The sequence below is a fragment of the Neorhizobium alkalisoli genome (assembly GCF_007829835.1).
Classification (GTDB): domain Bacteria; phylum Pseudomonadota; class Alphaproteobacteria; order Rhizobiales; family Rhizobiaceae; genus Neorhizobium.
Genome location: NZ_VIWP01000008.1, coordinates 95,911 through 113,418, shown reverse-complemented (window position 1 = coordinate 113,418; position 17,508 = coordinate 95,911). Strand labels below are relative to the sequence as shown.

The following is a 17,508-nucleotide window of genomic DNA, read 5'->3' as shown; positions in this document are numbered from 1 at the left end:
ATGTTTCATCTAATAAAACAATTAGGGGAGTATTGCAGATGAACGAGATCGAATCCGCCGTTCTGGGAGCGGTGACACTCGATGAGCCCTGGTCGCTGATCGAAAGCTTTTCCACCTACAAGCGCGAACATCCGGCGGACGTGAACCGCGCCATGGACGAGATTGCCGCGCGGCTGAAGAAATACGGCATCGAAGCCACCATGCACGAGCCGAGCCTTTACCTCAGCCTGCCGATTTCGGCCCGCGTCGAGGCTGGCGGCACGACATTCCGCGCGAAGCCGCCGTCCTATGCGCTGGATGCCGTCGATGGCGTGACCGGCGAACTCGTTTATATCGCCAGCCTGCAGCCGAAGGCGATCTCGACCATGTTCGAGAAGACCGTGGACAGCACCGGCGCGCTTGCCGCCATGGTGCGCGGCAAGGTCGTGCTATCGGAAGGTTTTGCCAATCCCGGTCTCGTCTCTCAGTTCACCGAGCTTGGCGCGATCGGCGTCATCGCCATCAATCCGGGCGTCGATGTCCATTGGGGCACCTGCACGACGGTCTGGGGCACGCCCGATCTCGACGACCTGCCGCGCAAGCCGTCCATCCCTGCCGTCGCCGTCAATCGCGAGAGCGGTGATGCGCTGATCGAGCTTGCCAAGACCGGTACCCAAGTGACTGTTTTTACCGAGATGGAAGAAGGCTGGTTCTCCTCGAAACTGCCGGAAGTCTTCATCAAGGGCACGGAAGAACCCGAAAAATACATTCTCCTGCACGGCCATCTCGACAGCTGGGATGTCGGTGTCGGCGACAATGCCACCGGTGACGCGACACTTCTGGAAATCGCCCGCGTGCTCTGGGCAAACCGCGACAAGCTGAAGCGTTCGGTGCGCATCTGCTGGTGGCCGGGCCATTCGACTGGCCGTTATGCCGGCTCCACCTGGTTTTCCGACAATTTCGCGCTGGATCTCGACGAGAACTGCGTCACCTCCGTCAATTGCGACAGCCCCGGCTGCCGCTGGGCGACCGAATTCATCAACCTCTGCATGATGACGGAGACGGAAGCCTTTCTCTCCGACGTTATCGAGGAAGTGGCCGGCATGAAGGCCGAGGGCGAGCGCCCGCATCGCGCCGGCGACTATTCCTTCAACAATATCGGGCTTTCGAGCTACCTGATGCTGTCCTCGACCATGACCGGCCGCGACCGCGAGGAAAAGGGCTATTATACGGTCGGCGGCTGCGGCGGCAATATTGCCTGGCATACGGAAAACGACACGCTGGAGATTGCCGACAAGGATATCCTGCTGCGTGACATCAAGGTCTATCTGCTGGCCGTCTTGCGTAATGCCAATGCCAGAATCCTGCCCTTCGACTGGCGGGCGACGGCAGCGGAATTCCTCGAAACGATCGACGGATACCAGCAGAAGGCGGGTGCACGTTTCGATCTCGGCCTGTCGCGCAAGGCTGCGGAACAGTTGCAGGCTGCTCTAGCGGGCTTCTATTCCGGCATTGAATCCGGTGCCGTCGACGCAAAACACGCCAATCGCGTCATCCAGAAACTCGCCCGCATTCTGGTTCCCCTGAACTTTACGCGCGAGCAGCGGTTCCGGCATGACCCGGCCATCCCCATCCCGCCGCTGCCGGCCTTGTCGACCGCTGCGGATCTGGACAAGCTCGGACCAACCAAGCTGGGTTTTGCCCTGACGCAACTGACCCGCGGCCAGAACCGCGTCGTCAGCATGCTGCGCCAGGCCACGGATCTGGTCGCCAGCGCGCGCTGAGCAAAAAGACTGAAAATGCTTCGGGTTGCAGCAATGGGTGACCATAGTACTGCAGCCCGAAGCCGGATATTACGGCAGGCGCTTCAGACCTGACCGATCCCGCTCAGGCCGACCAAGGCGCCTGCACCAAGCACCCAGAGCGGATGGATTTTCGTACGGGTCAGCACCAGCGCACTCACTGCCGCAATGCCTGCCAGCACCACACCCTGAACCGAGGCCACGGTGATGACCGCCGCGCTGGCGGCAACAAGACCGGCCGTCATCGGCACGAGTCCGGCCTGCACGATCCGGCGCCATGGCTTGTCCTTGAAACGAGTCCAGAGACTGACGACGAAATAAGTGATGACCGAGGACGGGCCGAACTTGGCAATCGAGGTCACGAGCAGCCCTCCCCAGCCGGCAACATGCCAGCCGACCAGCGGCACGACCATCAGGTTCGGCCCCGGCGCAGCCTGCGCCAAGGCGAACAGGGCGCTGAATTGCTGCGCCGTCATCCAGTGATGCACATCGACGACCTGCCGGTGCATTTCCGGAAGGATCGAATTTCCGCCGCCAAAGGCAACAATCGAGAGCTGCGTGAAGATGATCGCAAGGGCAATGAGTGTCGCGGTCATCCTTCGAACCTCCATGTGACGAGAATACTGATCGTGCCAAGCACGAGCATCGTCGTGACAAGCGGCAGCCCAAGGACCGCGATGGCGAAGAAGCAGATCGCGGCGATCACCACGGCGATCGGCCGGCGCCAGAGGGGCGTCACGATCTTGATGGCCATCGAAACGAGCAGACCCGCCGCCGCGGCGGCGAGACCGGCAAACATGTGTTCGATACGCGGATCATTGCTGAACTGGTCGTAGATGACGCCGAGACCGATGACGATCGCGGTCGGCGCCACAATCAAGCCAAGCAGCGCCGAGATGGCACCCAGCACGCCATGGAATTTCGCGCCGATCGCAACCGACATGTTGATGATATTACCGCCGGGCAGGAACTGACAGAGGCCGAGCAATTCGGTGAATTCCTCACCCGTCATCCAATGACGATCCTCAACGACCATGCGCCGCGCCAGCGGCAGGACGCCACCAAACCCCATCAGTCCGAGCTGGAAAAAACCGGTGAACAGCTGCGCGACACTCGGCGGATCTCGCTCGACTATGGGCACGGGGGACATGACATTCATGGCATTCTTATCTCTGTTGATCCGGAAAACCGGACGGTCGGAAAGGCTCCGCAGCATGGCAGTTCTGTCTGAGCGGAATGGGAAGCCGTGAGCCGAAAGGCACGCATCAGCTGGTAGCAGAATCAAGCTACGCCTGTTGCCGGCAAAGGTCCAATATATGGATCATGCAATATCCATATGCTAGAGATATGCCATGATCGAACTACGCCATCTCCGTTATGCCGTCACCGTCGCCGACGAAGGCCATGTCACCCGCGCGGCGGAGCGGCTGGGCATCCAGCAGCCGCCGCTCAGCCAGCAGATCGCCAGACTGGAAACGATGATCGGCGCGCCGTTGTTCAACCGCCTTCCCCGCGGCGTCGAGCTCACCGATGCCGGGCGGATTTTCGTCGAGCGGGCCAGAGTTATTCTGGCGGATGTGGATCTCGCCGTGGAATCCGCGCGGCGGCATGCGCTGGGCGAACAGGGACGTCTCGCAATCGGTTATACGAGTTCCTCCGCGCTTCACCCGATGGTCACGTCGACCATCCGGCTTCTTGGCGAAAAATCGCCTGATGTGACGCTGACCCTCGATGAAACCAGCTCGCCGGACCTGATCGAGGGCCTGCATGCCGGTCTTCTCGATGTCGCCTTTGTCCGCTCGAAGACGCTGGAGCAGCGCGGCCTGGTGGTCTCGCGTATCCTTGACGAGGAAATGCTGGTTGCCCTGCCCGAGCGCCATCCGCTTGTCACCGCAAGCGGTGCGCCTTCAGCGCCCATCGCCCTGTCGAAACTGGCGAGCGAGGCCTTCATCCTTTACCGGCGGCGGAGTGGGCCAGGTCTTTACGACGGCATTATCGCCGCCTGTCTTGCGGCCGGTTTCAGCCCGCATATCCGGCATGAAGCGCCACGATTGCTGTCGACGCTCGGCCTCGTTGCCGCTGGGCTCGGCATTTCGATCATTCCGGCCTCGATGGCACAGCTCGGAACGAAGGGCATCGCCTATCTGCGCCTCGGCACCGATACGGATCTCGTGGCGCCGCTGCATCTGGTTCATCGTTACGGACGGCCGAGCGGTCCGCTAAAGCTGTTTCTGGAGATCGTCGGCCGCGAAAGGCTCAAGCAAAATACCAGCGGACAAAGCGGTCCTTGACGCCATCGACATGCGCCTCCATCGCCTCGCGGGCCTTGGCGGCATCGCCGGCGGCAATGGCTTCCAGGACGGCGATATGTTCGATCGCCTGGTTTTCGAAATTCTTTTCCATCCGCACGACATGGCACATGCGCGCCCGCTGGCGGATGTTCTGGACATATTGCTTGAGGATCGGCCGGCCGCTGGCATTGGCGACGAACTCGTGGAATTCATCGTCGTATTTCCAGAAGGGCTCGAGATCCATTTCCGGATTGGCCGCCACTTCGCGGCTCTTCTGCAGGATACCGTCGACGCTGTGGGGGATGTGCCGCTGGGCGGCCTGCGCCGCGGCCTCGCCTTCCAGCATGCGACGAATGATCAGGATATCCATCAGCTCCTCGATCGCCACCTGCTTGATGACGATCGTGCCATTCGACAGGCGCTCGACCAGCTCCTCCCCCACGAGACGGTTGATCGCCGCCCGCATCGGCGTGCGTGAAGCATTCAGCTGATCGGCAAGCGCGCGTTCGGTAAAGACCTCGCCGGGCTTCAGCTCCTGCGCCAGGATCAGGCTTCGGACATATTGATAGGCCTGCTCGGTGAGGCTGACAGACTTCTTGCCCGGTGCCTTCGCGATTTCGGTAACCTCATCCATATGCCGTCTCCCATAAGGCTGCAGACTGTTGTCAGAACATGCTGCAACTGTCCTTCGTTACTGCAGGTGCGAACGAAGCGCCAGCAGTCCAATCGAAATGAGCACCCTCAGAACAATTTATGCTGCGGTGCAATGAATCGCTTTACAGCACATTTTTTGCTCTATAGAAATCCCATTCGTATCCAGCTGGGATACCACAGGTATTCAATAGCAGTAAAGCGCATCCATAAACGGAGCTCCTCGTGAATTTGCATGCCCGCCCATTGTCTGCGGAAGCCTTTGTGGAGTTCGGCGAAGTCGTCGCCCACCAGGGCAATGAACGCCGCCACCGCTTTGCGCTTGCGGGCGCCGAGGATCTGAAACAGGCCTTCTGGGTCACCAGGATCGCCGAGGCGATTTCGTTTCCCTTCGAAGTTTCGCAGCTTGAGCGGCATCCCCATTCGGACCAAGCCTTCTTTCCCCTGTCGGGCCAGCGCATGCTGATCGTCGTCTGCCCCTCGCTGGCCGATGGCGGGCCGGATCTCTCTGGCGTGCGGGCTTTCGTTTCCAATCCGGGCCAGGGCGTCGTCTACCGCCGCAATGTCTGGCATTCGGGCATGTCCGTGCTCGATCTTCCGTCGGAATTCGTGGTGACGATGGCGATGGAACAGTCCGCCTCCGACACCGACATCTTCCTGCCACTCGAGCGGCCGATCCAGATCGACTTCAAGGAGGCCGTCTGATGCCGATCAAGCATCCGATCCGTGATTTCGCAGGCTACGGGCCGACGCCGCCCGATCCGAAATGGCCGAGCGGCGCAAAACTCGCGCTGAATTTCGTCATCAACATCGAGGAAGGTTCCGAAGCCTCGATCGACGATGGCGATCCGGCAACCGAAGCAGCCCTCACGGAAGGCGCCTCCGGCAACTTTCCCGGCCGCGATCTCGCCGCGGAATCGATGTTCGAATATGGCAGCCGCGTCGGTTACTGGCGGATCATCCGTCTCTTCGAAGAACGGCAGATGCCGGCGACGGCCATGGCCTGCGCCCTGGCTCTGGAACGCAATCCGGCGATTGCAGCGCATATTCGCGACAGCCAGCTCCTCGATATCTGCGCCCATGGCTGGCGCTGGGAACATCACCGCGCCCTGACGCGTGAAGAAGAACGTGACCGGATTGCCCGCACCGTTTCTTCCATTCGCGAGACGACCGGCCGCGCACCGGATGGATGGTACTGCCGTTACGGACCGAGCATGAACACCCGAGCGTTGCTCAGCGAAAACGGCAGCTTTCTCTTCGATAGCGACGCTTATAACGACGAACTGCCCTACTGGCTCGACGTCGACGGCAAGAACCATCTGGTCGTGCCCTACAGCCTGACCAACAATGACGCGAAATTCATGCGCGGCGCGATCGATAGCGGCGAGGCCTTCTTCCGCATGCTGCGCGAGAGTTTCGACATGCTGCTGGCAGAAGGCCCGGTCGCGCCGAAGATGATGTCGGTCGGCCTGCACCTGCGCATTGCCGGTCATCCGGGCCGCGCGTCGGGCCTGCAGCGCTTCCTTGATCATGTTGCCGAACACCGCGACGACGTTTGGGTCACGACCCGGTCGGAGATCGCCCGCCACTGGCATCGCCACCATCCACCTCAAGCCTAAGTCCTAAATAAGGGGAACTGAAAAATGAAAAAAATGCTTCTTTCCACCATTGCCGGCGCGCTGGCACTGACCGTTGCCTCGATGGCCCGTGCCGAAGATGCCAAGCCGCTCGTCGTTGGCTCCGACTTCGGCGTTGCACCCTGGATGGTCCGTGGCGCCAGTGGTCCGGAAGGTTTTGGTGTCGACCTGATCAACGCCATCGGCAAGAAGATCGGTCGTCCGAAGGTCGAGATCACCGACGTCAACTTCTCGGGTCTGTTCGCCGCCCTCTTCGCAAGCCGCATCGACATCACCGTCAACCCGCTCAACATCACCAAGGACCGCAGCGAAAAGATGCTTTTCGCCGAGCCGATCTTTGCGACCGGCAACGGCTTCATCGTCGCAAAAGGCACAAAAATGTCCGGCTTCGAGGATCTGAAGGGCAAGGCTGTCGCCGTCAACCGCGGCACGCTGTCCGACACCTGGGCGACCGCCAATGCCGAAAAATACGGTTTTGAAGTCCAGCGCTACGACACCTTCCCGGATTCCGTCCAGGCTGTCCTGACGCGCCGCGCATTCACCGCGCTCAACGAAATTCCGACCACGGTCTATGCCGCCAGCAAGAACCCGATGATCGAAGTCGCCTTCAAGGATTTCGACGGCCGCAAGTTCGGCTACGCCTTCCGCAACGAAGACGTCCAGCTGCGCAACCAGGTCGAAAACGCCATCGAGTGCCTGAAGCAGGAAGGCGTTCTCGCCGCCCTTTACGAGAAGTGGTACAACGAGAAGCCGGCTGCCGACAGCCCGCTGACCACCATTTATCCTGGCTACGGCGCTCCGGGCTTCACCGGTTATGACGCCACGCCGCATGAGCTGTCCTGCAAGTAAGCCTCACCTTTAGGGTAAGGACTGGCCATCGGGGCTGCTGACCTGAAGTCGGCGGCCCCTTTCCGGAGCGCGCGATGCAGAAAATTCTCGAAAACTATCTCAACTGGGACATCATCCGGGAAGCCTTTCCGGAAGTGCTGGCCGGCTTCTGGGTGACCGTCCAGGCGTCGCTGGCCGTGATCGCCATAGGCCTCATCATGGGGCTGGCGCTCGCCATTCTCCGCTGTCTGCGCAACCCCGTCATCGACGGCCTGATCACCGCCTATATCGAGATCTTTCGGACCCTGCCGCAGCTGGTTGTACTGATCTTCGTCTATTTCGGCCTTCCCTATCTCGGCCTGACATTCTCACCTTTCCTGGCAACGGTTTTCGGCCTTGCCGCCGTCCTGTCCGCCTTTGCCGCGGAAATCTTCTGGGCATCGATCATCGCGGTGCCGAAGGGACAATGGGAGGCCGCGACCGCGCTTGCCTTCAAGCCGTGGCGCACGCTCACCTACATCATCCTGCCGCAGGCCGTGCGGCTCGCGCTGCCGCTCGTCACCAACCGCTCTATCGCGATTACCAAGGGTACCGCGCTCGGTGTCGCGGTGTCGCTGCAGGAAACGTTGGGTGCCGCCCAGAGCATCATGTCGATCAAGGCAAACCCTTCGCCGCTGACGCTTGCCGCCTTCTTCTACCTCCTGTTCTTCATCCCGCTTGTGGCTTTCAGCCGCTATGTGGAACGCCGGTTCTCGCATTGAGGGGAAAACGGATATGGATCTTCTTCTTCTCAACTTCGCCAATTTCGACTCGCTCAAGCTGATCTATCCGCTGCTGCTGCAGGGGTTGCAGCTGACGCTGCTGCTGGCGATCGTCGCCCTGCCGCTGTCACTCCTCTCCGGCCTCACCGTCGCCGTGATGTACAGCTTTTCGGGCCCTGCGATCCGCCGGCTGATGATGATCGTCATCGATCTCCTGCGCGCCTTTCCGGTTCTGGTCCTGCTCGTGCTGATCTATTACAGCCTGCCGTTTTTCGGGCTGACGCTCGGCAGCTTCACGGCCGTGGTCGTGGCTCTCGTCATCAACAATACCGGCTATTTCAGCGAAATTTTTCGCGCTGGCCTCGAATCCATTCCGAAAGGCCAGCATGAGGCGGCGGCCGCACTCGGCTTTCACAAGTTCCGCGGCATGATCTACATCATCCTGCCGCAGGCTGTCCGCAAGGTCGTCGCACCGCTTGCCAGCAACTCGCTCGAACTGGTCAAGACGACCTCGATCGCCTCGCTCGTGGCGCTTCCCGAACTGCTGCGCTCAGCCCGTGTCGCCCAGGAACAGACCTATAATCCGACACCGTTGACGGCTGCTGCCGTCATCTTCTTCCTCATGCTCTGGCCGTTTTCCCACTGGGTCTCCCGCCTGGAGCGCAAAGCCATTGTCGGAAGGGCCTGAGCCTTGCGTATCCTGATCACCGGTGGAACCGGCTTCGTCGGGCTTGCGACGGCGGAAACGCTGCTCGCCGCCGGCCACGAGGTGACGCTGTTCGCCACCTCGCCCCTGCCGGACGCCTTTCGCGATGCCAAAGCTCTGGCCGGCGCAAAAATCGCTCTCGGCGATATCTGCAGCGAGGCCGATCTCGGCGCTGTCATCGCGCAAGCCCGCCCCGAGGCCGTCCTGCATCTGGCTGCCATGACGCCGGATATCGAGGCCGAACGCGAAATGGCGGCCCGCATCATCGCCGTCAATGTCGGCGGCACCGCAACGCTTCTGAAAATGCTGCGGAACGCGCCGGATCTGAAACGGGTCGTCACCACCAGCAGCGTCGCGGTCTACGGCCATGTCGATCTCGCGGATGGGCCGATTGCGGAAGAACGTGCGCCCAATCCCGCTAGCCTCTACGGCATCACCAAGGCTGCTGCGGAAAATACGGCGCAGCGGCTTGCATCGCTTTACGGCTTCGACCTGAGGATCGCACGGCTCGGGCCGCTGTTCGGCCCATGGGAATATCATACGGGTGTGCGCCCGCTCTTGAGCCCGCATGCCCAGGTTCTGGCCCAATGGCGCAAGGGTTCTGCCGCTGCGCTCGCCCGCCCGCTTCTCGGCGACTGGCTTTACAGCCGCGATGCCGCTCAAGGCCTCGCCGACCTCCTTACAGGCACGGAACTTCGGCACGCAGTTTACAATATCGGCGCCGGCGCAAGCGAGACGGTGCTCGACTGGGCCAACGGTTTTTCCGGCTCGGTCGGTGGCCATGGCGCGACGGTAGCGACCTCGGATGAGGCCCCGAATGTTACGGTGACGATGGCGCAGGACCGGGCAAGCCTCTCTATCGACCGCCTGTCCCAGGACACTGGCTACACGCCAAAATACCGCGGCGAGACTGCCGCTGCCGATTACGCCGAATGGCTCACGACCTTTGACCCGCTCCCGAAGAGGATCAGCGCATGAACACTCCCACCCTTGGGCGCACCGTGATCGAGATGCGCGCCGTGACGAAATCCTATTCGAACTTCAAGGCGCTTGCCGGCATCGATCTCGATGTCGCGCGCGGCGAGCGGATCGTCATCTGCGGCCCGTCCGGCTCCGGCAAGTCGACGCTGATCCGCTGCATAAACGGGCTCGAAACCTTTGACGGCGGCTCGATTACCGTAGACGGCATCGCGATCGGCAACAGCACCCGCAATCTCGACAAGGTGCGCCAGGAAGTCGGCATGGTCTTCCAGCATTTCAATCTCTTCCCGCATCTGACCGTGCTGCAGAACCTGATGATCGCGCCGATGAAGAACCGCGGCAAGACGCGGGCCGAGGCGGAAAAGCTGGCGCGCCATTATCTCGAGCGCGTGCGCATTTCGGATCATGCCCACAAGATGCCGTCGCAGATTTCCGGCGGCCAGCAGCAGCGCGTGGCGATTGCCCGCGCGCTCTGCATGGAACCGCAGATCATGCTGTTCGACGAGCCGACCTCGGCGCTCGATCCGGAAATGATCAAGGAAGTGCTCGACGTCATGGTCGAACTGGCGCGCGAAGGCATGACCATGGTCTGCGTCACCCATGAAATGGGCTTTGCCCGTTCGGTGGCGAGCCAGGTGATCTTCATGGACAAGGGCCAGATCGTCGAGCGCAACACGCCGGAAGAATTCTTCTCCAACCCGCAGCATGAACGCACCAAGGCCTTCCTGCAGCAGGTCATCAGACACTAGGACATGCCCATGAGACTGGCTGGCAAGACTGCGATCGTCACCGGAGCTTCCTCCGGCATCGGCCGCGCCATTTCGCTTCTCTTTGCTCAGGAAGGCGCGATCGTGATCGCCGCCGACGTGACGACCGACGTCGTCGAGGGCGGTACGCCCGTTATCGATGAGCTGAACAAGGTCAGCGACAAGGCGATCTTCGTGAAGGCCGACATTGCAAAGGCCGCCGAAGTTCAGGCGCTTTTCGACGATGTCGCAAAGCGTTACGGCCGGATCGACATTCTCGTCAACAACGCCGTCGTGCGCGGCGGATCCTCGCTCGTCGATACGGACGAGGCGGAATGGGATCGAGTGACCGACGTCAATCTGAAGGGGGCCTATCTCTGCCTGCGCGCAGCGGTCCGCCAGATGCTGACACAGAAAATCGTCGACGAAGCGCGTGGCCGCATCGTCAACATCACCTCACAGCACGGCATGATCGCGGCGCCCGGCGATTTCGCCTACGGCGTCAGCAAGGCCGGCATGGTCTACATGACCAAGCAGGTCGCCTCCGATTACGGCCATGAGAGCATCATCTGCAATGCCGTCGCACCCGGAAAGATCCTCACCGGCAAGGGCGGCCGTGCCGTCGATCCGGAAATGCTGGACTATTCCAGAAGCCGCACGCCCCTGCCCCGTCTCGGCAAGCCGATCGACGTCGCCCGCGCCGTGCTCTTCCTGGCAAGCGCCGAAGCGACCTATGTCACCGGCCACAATCTGATGGTCGATGGCGGCTGGATGGCGCGCTGAGCGCCACCAAAACCAGCCTTTGCACTATCCGCTCTGGTCGATCGTTTCGGCCAGAACTTTTCGGAACAGATCGAGAGCCTTCGGCCGCCGCGGCAGCGAGGATTGCAGGAAGACGATCTCCCGGCCATAGCGCCCATCCGGATCGATTTCCGTGACACTGAGCCCTTGCGGGCGAAATCCGGCCCAGGCCGGTACCAGCGAATTACCGATGCCGCGTTCCACAAGGATCGCGATCGCCTCCAGCCCGTCCAGATCGCAGAAGATTTCCGGCTGCAGCCCGCGTTCCTCGATGAAGCGCGCTGCCATCCTGCCGCCCCAGGATCCGGGGTCGTAACGGATATAAGGTGCCTCCGTCAGAACATCCTCTGGCTGCCGATCGCCTGCAGGCTCGGGAGAAATCAGCACGAGGCGCTCCCGCCGCAACGCCGCCGTCTTCAGGGATTTCGGCAGTGCGAAGGGCGGCTGCACGAGAATAGCGGCATCGAGTTCGCCAGCCAGAACCGCCTCGTAAAGCCCGTCCGATGCGCCGGGGCTGAGCCTCAGCCTGACATGCGGTGCAGCCTCGGCAAAGCGCTTGAGGGCGGAAGGCATCATGCCCGTCAGCGCCGTCGAGATCGCGCCGATCGACAATTCTCCGGTCAGATGCGCGGCATCGAGACCATCGCTGAGCGCCTGCGCTTCGGCGATCAGATGGCGCATGCGCGGCATCAGCGCCAGACAGGCCTCGGTCGGTTTTGCAGAATGGGCATTGCGGGTGAGAAGCGCGCTGCGGAACTGCTTTTCGAGCGTCTGGATGCGCTGGCTGATGGCGGCCGGCGTCAGGTTCTGCCGCCGCGCGGCAGCCGCGATTGAGCCTGTATCGATGACGGCCAGCAGGCTTTCGAGAAAGCGAATATCCAACAGTTTTCCTTATGCTCTGAGACAGAATAAGATAGTAAAACCATTTCATGGAAATCGCTAGAGCTGGGCTTTCGCACAAAGGATCCCCGCATGCGCTCGCTTTTCCATCTCGCCTACCACGTCACCGACCTTGATGAATCCCGCCGCTTCTACGGCGATGTCCTCGGCTGCGAGGAAGGTCGCTCGACCGATACCTGGGTCGATTTCGATTTCTTCGGCCACCAGATCTCGCTGCATCTCGGCAAGCCCTTCGAAGTGACCCGCACCGGCAAGGTCGGCGATCACATGGTGATGATGCCGCATCTCGGTGTCATCCTGCGGCTCGAAGACTGGTTTGCACTGGCCGAGCGCCTGAAGGCAGCCGGTATCGCTTTCGACATTCCGCCGGTCGTCCGTTTTGAAGGCGAGCCGGGCGAGCAGCGCACGATGTTCTTCTTCGATCCGAGCGGCAACCCGATCGAAGTCAAGGGTTTCAAGGATTTCGAAGGCGTCTTCATGAAGTAAGCCGCCAAGGCTCACTTCATGCTGCACTTTTCGCGAGGATCGGCGGCTTGGTCGTTGCCGATCCTAGTATTGCTAGCGATCAGTGCGCGTGGTGTCCGCTGATTTCGGCGCCGGCATTGGGCTTGAAGCGAAAATTCCACACAGTGGCCGTGATGGAGATGAGCGTCACCACGATCAGCGCGGCGGAAAAGTCCGTCGGCTGCGGTTCGACATTGCCGTTCATCGTCACCGATGCCTGCAAGGCAAGTGCTCCGATACAAATGCCGAGCGACAGCATCAACTGCTGGAAAGTCGTGTAGAAACTGGTGGCCGAGCTCATTCGCCCTGGTTCGATCTCGTCATAGGCGATGGTATTGTAGGCCGTGAACTGGAATGCCAGGAAGAAGGCGCTAAGGATCATGACGGCAAACATCAGCCAGTCAGGCCAATCAGGCCGGAAGGCCGCGCAGAGGCCATAACCGATCGTGCCAAGCACGCCATTCACCACAAGACTGTTGCGGAAGCCGAGATAACGATAGACCGGCTTTGCGAAAGGCCGCATCAGAAGTGCACCGACGGCCGTTGCGATGACGAGCTTTCCGGCTTGGGCGGCCGTGTAACCAAACCCGATCTGAAACAGCAATGGCAGAAGGAAGGGCTGCGCGCCTTGGGTGATACGCGTCAGCGATCCGGCAATTACCGACGTACCAAAACTCGGCACCTTCATCAGCGAGAAATCCAGGATCGGCGCCGGGTGATTACGGGCATGCCGGAGGTAGAGCAGGCCGAACAGGCAGCCGCACGCAACCAGAGAGACCGAGGTCATCCCCTGCCCTTGATGGCTCGCAAGCTCGAAACCGAACAGAAGAGCGCTGAGCGACACACCGGAAATAACAAAGCCGATCCAGTCGAACCGCTCGACGGTCGAGCCTTGAAAATTCTGGATGTAGATCGAGACGAGCAGTATGCCGACAATGCCGATCGGGACATTGATATAGAAGATCCAGCGCCAGGCGAGATAGGTGACGATCAGGCCACCCAGCGGCGGGCCGATGATCGGGCCGATCAGGGCCGGGATCAGCAGCCAGGAAATCGCGCTGACCATATCCTTTCGCGCCACGCTGCGCATCAACACCAGCCGTCCGACCGGCATCATCATCGCGCCACCGGCACCCTGAAATAGCCGCGCAACGACAAGCGCCGGAAGAGTCGGCGCCAGCGCGCAAAAAATCGAGCCGAGAATGAAGATGAAGATCGCGGCGCGAAACACCGTGCGTGACCCAAAACGGTCGGCGATCCTTCCGCTGGCGGGAATGAAGATGGCGAGGCTGAGAAGGTAGGAGGTGAGCGCAATCGACATTGCCGCGGCATCGACCCCGAAATCGCGCGCCATGGTCGGCAGCGCCGTTGCCAGCACGGTGGCATCGATATTTTCCATCAACATTGCGCTTGCAACGATCATGGCCGTGACACGGAAATTCGGTGCAGCGCGCTCAGCGGCTACAGCTTGAAAGGATTGATCCGCCATCTGGGGAAATGCTCAACGCTTATTCGACCCGGCCTGCCGGGTGCCTCGATGAAATGAGTCATTGCGGCGTATCAAACGAAACGCCGGCTGACCAGTTCGTTTTCATCGTTTCGGGTACTCTTGACCGACAAGAGGCATTCAAGCGCCGCCTGTGTCAAAAAGGTCTCCTGCCGGAAGGTCAGAGCCGCGCCTTGGTGCTGCGTGGCGTTGCGAGCAGAAGGTTGGTCTCACTCCCGGAAATCCCGGGAACCTGCCTGATCCGCCGCAACACGCCGTCGAGTTCTGTCAGAGTTCCTGCGCCGAGTTCGACGATCAGGTCCCAGCGGCCGTTGGTCGTGTGGATTTCCGAGATTTCGGGAAAATCGGCAAGCTTGTCCACCACCCTTTCGGCGGCACGTCCCTCGATCTCGATCATCATGATGCCGCGCACCGGTAGCTCCACGGCATCGGCACGCAGGATCACGGTATAACCGAGAATATGCCCCTGCCGCTCCAGCCGGTCCATACGGCTGCGGATGGTCGCGCGGGATATGTCGAGCTCGACGGCGAGATCCGTGACGCTCCTTCGCCCATTATGGCGCAGAAGCGAAATCAGCTTCAGATCGATCGCGTCCATATCGTTCATGCTGCTCATGACGTATTCTCATTCTGTCAGTTCAATTGAGCATTTTGATAAGCCAATCCAATTTATTTGGCAATTTTGATTGTTCATTCCGCCACTCCTCCATGCTCATAATCGGTCATGGAGAAAAACATGCTTTGCAAACTCATTGGTGTCCCGCTTCAGGATGGAGCGCCGCGACTTGGCTGCGAGATGGGACCGAGCGCCCTGCGGACCGCCGGGCTGGCGGACACGCTGATATCCCTTGGGCACCGGGTCGCTGATCTCGGTAATTTTACGATTACCGATGTGCCGGACGCCCGCCATGCGAACCCGGCGATCCGGCAACTGCCGGAGATCGTCGCCTGGATAAAATTGCTGCAGGAGACAGCCTATAACGCCAGCGCCGATGGCTTTCCCATCTTCATGGGCGGCGATCATGCCCTGTCCGCGGGAACGGTTGCAGGCCTCTCGCGCAGAAGCGTCGAGCTTGGCCGCCCGCTTTACGTCCTTTGGCTGGATGCACACACGGATTTCCACACGCTCGATACGACCGAAAGCGGCAATCTTCACGGCACGCCGGTCGCCTATTTCACCGGGCGTGACGGTTTTCAGAACACCTTTCCGCCGCTCACCGTTCCGGTCCCAACTTCCCGCGTCTGCATGATCGGCATCCGCAGCGTGGATCCCGAAGAACAGGCTGCCATCCGCAAGACCGAAGCAACCGTTCACGACATGCGGATGATCGATGAGCACGGCGTTGCGACTCTGCTGCGCGCCTTCCTCGATCGCGTAAAGGCCGATAACGGAATGCTGCATGTCAGCCTCGACGTCGATTTTCTCGATCCGTCCATCGCACCCGCCGTCGGCACTTCCGTTCCCGGCGGCGCAACGTTTCGCGAGGCACATCTCATCATGGAAATGCTGCATGACAGCGGGCTCGCCACCAGCCTCGACCTGGTCGAGCTCAATCCCTTTCTCGACGAACGCGGCCGCACCGCAACCCTGCTGGTCGACCTCACGGCGAGCCTGATGGGCCGCAAGGTCATGGACCGCCCGACAAGGAGTTTTTGATGTCCGTCCCCGCCAACCTCAACATCGTTCCCTTCGTCAGCGTCGACAACATGATGAAGCTCGTCCTTGCCGTTGGCGTGGAAACCTTCCTGAAGGAGCTCGCGACCTTCGTCGACGAGGATTTCCGGCGCTGGCAGAGTTTTGACAAGACCCCGCGAGTGGCCGCCCATTCGCGCGATGGCGTGATCGAGCTGATGCCGACCAGCGACGGCGCGCTCTACGGCTTTAAATATGTCAACGGCCATCCGAAGAACACGCGCACCGGCCGCCAGACCGTGACGGCCTTCGGCGTCCTGTCCGATGTCGATACGGGCTATCCGCTGCTCCTGTCGGAAATGACGATACTGACCGCGCTGCGGACCGCCGCCACGTCGGCCGTTGCCGCCCGATATCTCGCCCGCTCCGGTTCCCGCACCATGGCGATCATCGGCAACGGCGCCCAGAGTGAATTCCAGGCTCTGGCCTTCAAGGCTCTTCTCGGCGTCGATCGCCTCCGCCTCTACGACATCGATCGCTCCGCCAGCGAGCGCTGCAGCCGCAATCTCAAAAAATTCGGGTTCGAGATCACCGTCTGCAATTCCTCGCAGGAAGCCGTCGAAGGCGCCGATATCATCACCACCGTGACCGCCGACAAGCAGAATGCCGTCATTCTGTCCGACAACATGGTCGGCGCCGGCGTCCATATCAACGCGGTCGGCGGCGACTGCCCTGGCAAGACGGAGCTACAGAAGGATATCCTCGGCCGGTCCAGCGTCTTCGTCGAATACCCGCCCCAGACCCGCATCGAGGGCGAGATCCAGCAGATGCCGGCGGATTTTCCCGTCACCGAACTCTGGCAGGTCATGGAAGGCAGCGCATCCGGCCGGACAAGCGCGGAACAGATCACCCTGTTCGACAGCGTCGGTTTTGCGACGGAGGATTTTTCGGCGCTTCGTTATGTCCGTGAAAAACTGCACCAGCATGCATTTTTTGAACAGCTCGACCTGCTGGCCGATCCGGACGAGCCGCGCGACCTTTTCGGCATGCTTTTGCGCGCAGCTGGGTAAGTACCGTAGTGCCGAGCGCTCACTCCGGCAGCTGGCGGATGTGACATTCGATCAAACGGCGGAGCTCCTGGTCATCTCGGGCTTCGAGCGCATCGATCATCTGGAAATGTTCTTTCGCCGAAATATCCACACGGGCACGCGTCTTCCATTGCGAAACCGGCGCGGAGGACGTGCGCTGGCGCAATTCGGCGATGACCGTGTGAAGCTCCTGATTGCCGGCAAGATCGATAAAGGCGTAGTGGAACCTGAGATTGGACTCGTAAAGCTCCAACAGCGTGCCGGACAGCAGCAGGTCCTGAAAATCCTGCGCCAGCGCCCTCAAATTTTCGATATCCGCCGCATTGTGCCGCGAGATCAGCTTGGGAACGACACCCGTCTCCAGCATGATGCGGATCTCGGAAATATCCTGCCATTGTTTCCCGTCGGTCTGGTAGACATGGTAACCGCGATTGGGAACATGCTCGACCACGCGCTTGAGCGTCAGGCGGTCCAGCGCCCGGCGGATCTCGTTTCGCCCCTTGTCGTAGCGAGTTTCCAGATCGATCTGCTTGAGCCATGTGCCCGGCGGATAGATGCCGGCCTGGATGTCCTGCAGGATTAGCTGCGTCGCATCCGTTTCCGCACTTTCCTGGTTATCAAGCGACGTATCCGTCATGTTTCCCCGCACTGCATTTTTGCCCAATAAATAGTCATTTTATTCTGTTGCGCAAT

The 17,508-nt window shown here is 60.8% G+C and carries 20 protein-coding genes; 13 read left to right on the top strand and 7 right to left on the bottom strand.

From position 1 onward, the window contains the following. Positions 1-38: 38 nt before the first annotated feature. On the top strand, positions 39-1,763 hold the full coding sequence (locus FHW37_RS25455) for a M28 family peptidase (RefSeq protein WP_145641465.1): 1,725 nt from the start codon (positions 39-41) through the stop codon (positions 1,761-1,763). Between the two features lie 83 nt (positions 1,764-1,846). Here FHW37_RS25455 and FHW37_RS25450 read toward each other — a convergent pair whose 3' ends face one another. Beyond that, a complete protein-coding gene (locus FHW37_RS25450) occupies positions 1,847-2,377 on the bottom strand; it encodes a chromate transporter (protein WP_145641464.1) in 531 nt (176 codons plus the stop codon). Next, the gene (locus FHW37_RS25445) at positions 2,374-2,940 is read right to left on the bottom strand and encodes a chromate transporter (RefSeq protein WP_145641462.1); all 567 of its coding nucleotides are present in this window, start codon (positions 2,938-2,940) and stop codon (positions 2,374-2,376) included. The genes FHW37_RS25450 and FHW37_RS25445 overlap by 4 nt, the downstream gene beginning before the upstream one ends. A 193-nt stretch (positions 2,941-3,133) precedes the next feature. On the opposite strand from FHW37_RS25445, the gene FHW37_RS25440 reads away from it, so the two are divergent. Then, the gene (locus FHW37_RS25440) at positions 3,134-4,072 is read left to right on the top strand and encodes a LysR family transcriptional regulator (RefSeq protein WP_145641461.1); all 939 of its coding nucleotides are present in this window, start codon (positions 3,134-3,136) and stop codon (positions 4,070-4,072) included. On the opposite strand, the gene FHW37_RS25435 is transcribed toward FHW37_RS25440, so the two are convergent. After that, complete coding sequence (locus FHW37_RS25435; protein WP_145641459.1) at positions 4,038-4,706, bottom strand: GntR family transcriptional regulator; 669 nt, start codon at positions 4,704-4,706, stop codon at positions 4,038-4,040. The genes FHW37_RS25440 and FHW37_RS25435 overlap by 35 nt on opposite strands. A gap of 242 nt (positions 4,707-4,948) precedes the next feature. Here FHW37_RS25435 and FHW37_RS25430 point away from each other — a divergent pair, with 242 nt between their 5' ends. From FHW37_RS25430 to FHW37_RS25395, 8 genes are all read left to right on the top strand, one after another. Continuing rightward, a complete protein-coding gene (locus FHW37_RS25430) occupies positions 4,949-5,428 on the top strand; it encodes an ureidoglycolate lyase (protein ID WP_145641457.1) in 480 nt (159 codons plus the stop codon). Further along, positions 5,428-6,342 carry a polysaccharide deacetylase family protein gene (locus FHW37_RS25425; protein ID WP_145641456.1) on the top strand — a complete coding sequence of 305 codons (915 nt, stop codon included), beginning with the start codon at positions 5,428-5,430 and terminating at the stop codon, positions 6,340-6,342. Before FHW37_RS25430 ends, FHW37_RS25425 begins: the two co-directional genes overlap by 1 nt. A gap of 24 nt (positions 6,343-6,366) precedes the next feature. Next, positions 6,367-7,209, top strand: a complete 843-nt coding sequence (locus FHW37_RS25420; protein WP_246690901.1) for a substrate-binding periplasmic protein — start codon at positions 6,367-6,369, stop codon at positions 7,207-7,209. A gap of 74 nt (positions 7,210-7,283) precedes the next feature. Next, complete coding sequence (locus tag FHW37_RS25415) at positions 7,284-7,949, top strand: amino acid ABC transporter permease (RefSeq protein ID WP_145641454.1); 666 nt, start codon at positions 7,284-7,286, stop codon at positions 7,947-7,949. A 13-nt stretch (positions 7,950-7,962) separates the two neighbouring features. After that, entirely contained in the window at positions 7,963-8,637 is a 675-nt protein-coding gene (locus tag FHW37_RS25410) for an amino acid ABC transporter permease (RefSeq protein ID WP_145641453.1), read from the top strand. Between the two features lie 3 nt (positions 8,638-8,640). Beyond that, entirely contained in the window at positions 8,641-9,633 is a 993-nt protein-coding gene (locus FHW37_RS25405) for an NAD-dependent epimerase/dehydratase family protein (protein WP_145641451.1), read from the top strand. Next, the gene (locus FHW37_RS25400) at positions 9,630-10,385 is read left to right on the top strand and encodes an amino acid ABC transporter ATP-binding protein (protein WP_186458383.1); all 756 of its coding nucleotides are present in this window, start codon (positions 9,630-9,632) and stop codon (positions 10,383-10,385) included. Before FHW37_RS25405 ends, FHW37_RS25400 begins: the two co-directional genes overlap by 4 nt. 9 nt (positions 10,386-10,394) lie before the next feature. Beyond that, positions 10,395-11,165 (top strand): SDR family NAD(P)-dependent oxidoreductase, encoded by a 771-nt coding sequence (locus FHW37_RS25395; protein ID WP_246690900.1) that lies wholly within the window; start codon positions 10,395-10,397, stop codon positions 11,163-11,165. 24 nt (positions 11,166-11,189) lie between these two features. Here the strand turns inward: FHW37_RS25395 and FHW37_RS25390 are convergent, their stop codons facing one another. Continuing rightward, positions 11,190-12,065, bottom strand: coding sequence for a LysR substrate-binding domain-containing protein (locus tag FHW37_RS25390; protein WP_145641448.1), 876 nt, complete (start codon positions 12,063-12,065; stop codon positions 11,190-11,192). A gap of 90 nt (positions 12,066-12,155) precedes the next feature. Between FHW37_RS25390 and FHW37_RS25385 the strand changes: the two genes are divergently transcribed. Beyond that, complete coding sequence (locus FHW37_RS25385; protein ID WP_145641446.1) at positions 12,156-12,569, top strand: VOC family protein; 414 nt, start codon at positions 12,156-12,158, stop codon at positions 12,567-12,569. A 79-nt stretch (positions 12,570-12,648) separates the two neighbouring features. On the opposite strand, the gene FHW37_RS25380 is transcribed toward FHW37_RS25385, so the two are convergent. After that, positions 12,649-14,076 (bottom strand): MFS transporter, encoded by a 1,428-nt coding sequence (locus FHW37_RS25380; protein ID WP_145641444.1) that lies wholly within the window; start codon positions 14,074-14,076, stop codon positions 12,649-12,651. A 178-nt stretch (positions 14,077-14,254) separates the two neighbouring features. Further along, the gene (locus FHW37_RS25375) at positions 14,255-14,692 is read right to left on the bottom strand and encodes an Lrp/AsnC family transcriptional regulator (protein WP_145641622.1); all 438 of its coding nucleotides are present in this window, start codon (positions 14,690-14,692) and stop codon (positions 14,255-14,257) included. A gap of 138 nt (positions 14,693-14,830) precedes the next feature. Here FHW37_RS25375 and rocF point away from each other — a divergent pair, with 138 nt between their 5' ends. After that, positions 14,831-15,751 carry an arginase gene (gene rocF / locus FHW37_RS25370; protein WP_145641441.1) on the top strand — a complete coding sequence of 307 codons (921 nt, stop codon included), beginning with the start codon at positions 14,831-14,833 and terminating at the stop codon, positions 15,749-15,751. Next, on the top strand, positions 15,751-16,797 hold the full coding sequence (locus FHW37_RS25365) for an ornithine cyclodeaminase (protein WP_145641440.1): 1,047 nt from the start codon (positions 15,751-15,753) through the stop codon (positions 16,795-16,797). The genes rocF and FHW37_RS25365 overlap by 1 nt, the downstream gene beginning before the upstream one ends. A gap of 19 nt (positions 16,798-16,816) precedes the next feature. On the opposite strand, the gene FHW37_RS25360 is transcribed toward FHW37_RS25365, so the two are convergent. Next, positions 16,817-17,452 carry a GntR family transcriptional regulator gene (locus FHW37_RS25360; RefSeq protein WP_145641438.1) on the bottom strand — a complete coding sequence of 212 codons (636 nt, stop codon included), beginning with the start codon at positions 17,450-17,452 and terminating at the stop codon, positions 16,817-16,819. Positions 17,453-17,508 lie beyond the last annotated feature (56 nt).

Coding starts and splice junctions, on each gene's coding strand:
- FHW37_RS25455 (WP_145641465.1), top strand. CDS start 39: ATGAACGAGATCGAATCCGCCGTTCTGGGAGCGGTGACACTCGATGAG.
- FHW37_RS25450 (WP_145641464.1), bottom strand. CDS start 2,377: ATGACCGCGACACTCATTGCCCTTGCGATCATCTTCACGCAGCTCTCG.
- FHW37_RS25445 (WP_145641462.1), bottom strand. CDS start 2,940: ATGAATGTCATGTCCCCCGTGCCCATAGTCGAGCGAGATCCGCCGAGT.
- FHW37_RS25440 (WP_145641461.1), top strand. CDS start 3,134: ATGATCGAACTACGCCATCTCCGTTATGCCGTCACCGTCGCCGACGAA.
- FHW37_RS25435 (WP_145641459.1), bottom strand. CDS start 4,706: ATGGATGAGGTTACCGAAATCGCGAAGGCACCGGGCAAGAAGTCTGTC.
- FHW37_RS25425 (WP_145641456.1), top strand. CDS start 5,428: ATGCCGATCAAGCATCCGATCCGTGATTTCGCAGGCTACGGGCCGACG.
- FHW37_RS25420 (WP_246690901.1), top strand. CDS start 6,367: ATGAAAAAAATGCTTCTTTCCACCATTGCCGGCGCGCTGGCACTGACC.
- FHW37_RS25415 (WP_145641454.1), top strand. CDS start 7,284: ATGCAGAAAATTCTCGAAAACTATCTCAACTGGGACATCATCCGGGAA.
- FHW37_RS25410 (WP_145641453.1), top strand. CDS start 7,963: ATGGATCTTCTTCTTCTCAACTTCGCCAATTTCGACTCGCTCAAGCTG.
- FHW37_RS25400 (WP_186458383.1), top strand. CDS start 9,630: ATGAACACTCCCACCCTTGGGCGCACCGTGATCGAGATGCGCGCCGTG.
- FHW37_RS25395 (WP_246690900.1), top strand. CDS start 10,395: ATGAGACTGGCTGGCAAGACTGCGATCGTCACCGGAGCTTCCTCCGGC.
- FHW37_RS25385 (WP_145641446.1), top strand. CDS start 12,156: ATGCGCTCGCTTTTCCATCTCGCCTACCACGTCACCGACCTTGATGAA.
- FHW37_RS25380 (WP_145641444.1), bottom strand. CDS start 14,076: ATGGCGGATCAATCCTTTCAAGCTGTAGCCGCTGAGCGCGCTGCACCG.
- FHW37_RS25375 (WP_145641622.1), bottom strand. CDS start 14,692: ATGGACGCGATCGATCTGAAGCTGATTTCGCTTCTGCGCCATAATGGG.
- rocF (WP_145641441.1), top strand. CDS start 14,831: ATGCTTTGCAAACTCATTGGTGTCCCGCTTCAGGATGGAGCGCCGCGA.
- FHW37_RS25365 (WP_145641440.1), top strand. CDS start 15,751: ATGTCCGTCCCCGCCAACCTCAACATCGTTCCCTTCGTCAGCGTCGAC.
- FHW37_RS25360 (WP_145641438.1), bottom strand. CDS start 17,452: ATGACGGATACGTCGCTTGATAACCAGGAAAGTGCGGAAACGGATGCG.